The sequence below is a fragment of the Chrysanthemum yellows phytoplasma genome (assembly GCF_000803325.1).
Lineage (GTDB): Bacteria > Bacillota_I > Bacilli_A > Acholeplasmatales > Acholeplasmataceae > Phytoplasma > Phytoplasma asteris.
The window spans coordinates 1-2536 of the sequence record NZ_JSWH01000021.1 but is presented as its reverse complement, the minus strand read 5'-3'; the positions used below and the strand labels follow the sequence as shown (position 1 = coordinate 2536).

Annotated in this window: 1 protein-coding gene; it reads right to left on the bottom strand. The window is 25.5% G+C overall.

The annotated features are described in order from the left end of the window. Positions 1-188: 188 nt before the first annotated feature. Entirely contained in the window at positions 189-1709 is a 1521-nt protein-coding gene (gene asnS / locus OL66_RS00410) for an asparagine--tRNA ligase (RefSeq protein ID WP_034172028.1), read from the bottom strand. Between the last annotated feature and the right edge of the window lie 827 nt (positions 1710-2536).

Sequence of the window (2536 nt, the reverse complement as noted above, 5' to 3'; positions counted from 1 at the left end):
GTTAAAAAATATTAAATATGATTTTGTAATTTTTTTGTTTTTAAAAATAAGTAAAAACGAAATTCCCAACAAAAAATAAAAAAATGTTTTAGAAAAACATTTTAGAGTTAAAAAATATTTAAGAAAAGGTTAAAAAGTTTTAAAGTTCTTGTAAATTGATAAATAAAAAACGATAATATTAATTAAACTTAAAAAACTAAATTATGATAAGTTCTTGGAAAAGCAATTACATCACGAATATTATCTAATCCTGTTAAAAAAATTAGTAGTCTTTCAAATCCTAAGCCAAAACCTGAATGAATGCATCCCCCAAAACGGCGTAAATCTAAATACCATTCCAAATCTTTTTGAGGAATTTTCATTTGGTTCATTTTTTCAATTAAAACTGATAAATTTTCTTCTCTTTGCGATCCGCCAATTAATTCTCCAACACGAGGAACTAAAAGATCCATCGCAGCTACTGTTTTTTGATCGGGATTATTTTTCATATAAAAAGCTTTAATTTCTTTGGGCCAATCAACAATAAAAACTGGTTTTTTAAAATGTGTTTCGGTTAAATATTTTTCGTGTTCGGTTGCTAAATCAGCGCCATAAAAAAGGGGGTTTTCAAATTTGGTGTTGCTTTTTTGCAAAATTTCTAAAGCTTGTTCGTATTTTACTGTCAAAAATTCTTTTTCCTCAGCGATGTTTTTTAATTCTTCAATTAAACCGTTTTTTTCTGTCTTATCCAAAAATTCTATATCTTGATAATTTTGTTCTAAACATTTAGCAATAACAAATTGTAACATTTCTTGGGCGACTTTTAAATTTTGAGATAAATTGCAAAAAGCCATTTCAGGTTCTAACATCCAAAATTCAGCAGCATGTCTTGGAGTATTTGATTTTTCAGCTCTAAAAGTAGGACCAAAAGTATAGACTTTATTCAAACCCAAAGCCATCGCTTCTGCTTCTAGTTGACCTGTTACTGTTAAAAAAACTTTTTTGCCAAAAAAATCTTTTTGATAATCAATTTCATTTTTGCTGGTAGTCTCATCGGCAAGTTTGAAAGCGTTTGGAATGTTTTTTGTTTGTGGCAAAGCTTCTAAATTAAGGGTTGTAAGTTGAAATAATTCACCCGCGCCTTCGCCATCATTAGCAGTGATAATGGGGGTGTTGATGTGAAAAAAACCTTTTTTTTGAAAAAAACTGTGCAGGGCAAAAAAAGCGGTATTTCTAATGCGAAAAACTGCTCCAAAAAGTTTGGTGCGCACTCTTAGATGAGATATTTGTCTCAAAAAAGCCTTAGAATGTTTTTTGGGTTGAAGCGGATAAGAAAAATCACTTGCGCCTAAAAGAGAAACATTTTGGGCACTAATTTCAAAAGGCGTTTGGGGATTGTTGGTTGATTTTAGAATGCCTTCCACTTGCAAAGAAGCCCCAATTTGCAACATTTCTTTTAATTTTTCTAAATTAATGTTATTTGGAGATTCGTTGTTGGTGTTGACTTTTTGGTTTTCATGAAATTCGGTAATTTCGGCGGCGATTTCGATGTTTTTGGTTTTGGTTTCTTTACAAATAATTTGTAAATTTTCCAGAAAAGTACCATCATTTAAATCGATAAAAATTAATTTTTTTTGATAACGACAATTTCTAACCCAACCATTTAATACTATTTTTTTTTGATAAAATAACTCTGGTTTTTGGAAAATATCTTTGATAGAAATTTTCATTGTAATTTACTAATCCTTTGTTTTTATGTAATGTTGTAATATTTTGTTGTAAATAAAAAAGTGAAATGAAACGAATATGAATTAAAAAAATGTAAATGGAAATAGAAAAAAAGGGGGGATTAAAATAAGAAGAAAAATAAATTTAAATAAAAAGAATCGGAGGAAAAAATAATAGCGAAGCAAAATAGCGAAGCAAAAAAGAAAAAAAGAGAGGCAAAAAGTATTAGAATTAGTAATATGAAAAATAATTTTTTTGTTTATTTTTTTAATTAAAATAGCGATATATAATAAAAACTTGAAAATTTTAAAAGTTTTAGGAAATTAATAGATCTTAATTAAAAAAGTAAAAAAAGATTATAAAAATTGTCCAAAAATAATAAAAATGTTTTAAAAAAGACACTCAAAATAAAAATAAACCAAAAAGAATTGAAAGAATTAAAAACAATTACAAATTTATTTTATCATTTTTAAGTTATATTTTGATATTTTTTTGAAAAAAAAGCAATAAATTAGAATAAAAAAACAATAACAAAGTAAAAATAAAATAAAAATAAAAGTTAGGAAAAAATAGGTTTAAATGTTCTTAAGTTTTAAAAAATGTTCCTAAGTTTTAAAAAAAATTAATTTTTAGTTGTAAAAAACTAACTTATAAAAAGATTAAAATAAAAGTTAATTTTTCCTAAAATTGTTCCTTCTTTTTTAAAAAAGAAGGTTTTTCAAAGTTAGGAAAAAGTTATTTTTTTTGTTCCTAAAAACTGTGGCTTTTTATGTTATTATTTTATTGAATAATTTTATTTTTTCTAGAAAAAACGTGAAAGCAAAAAAGT

Excerpts from the sequence above, each read along its gene's own strand:
- asnS (WP_034172028.1), bottom strand. The coding sequence starts at position 1,709 with ATGAAAATTTCTATCAAAGATATTTTCCAAAAACCAGAGTTATTTTAT.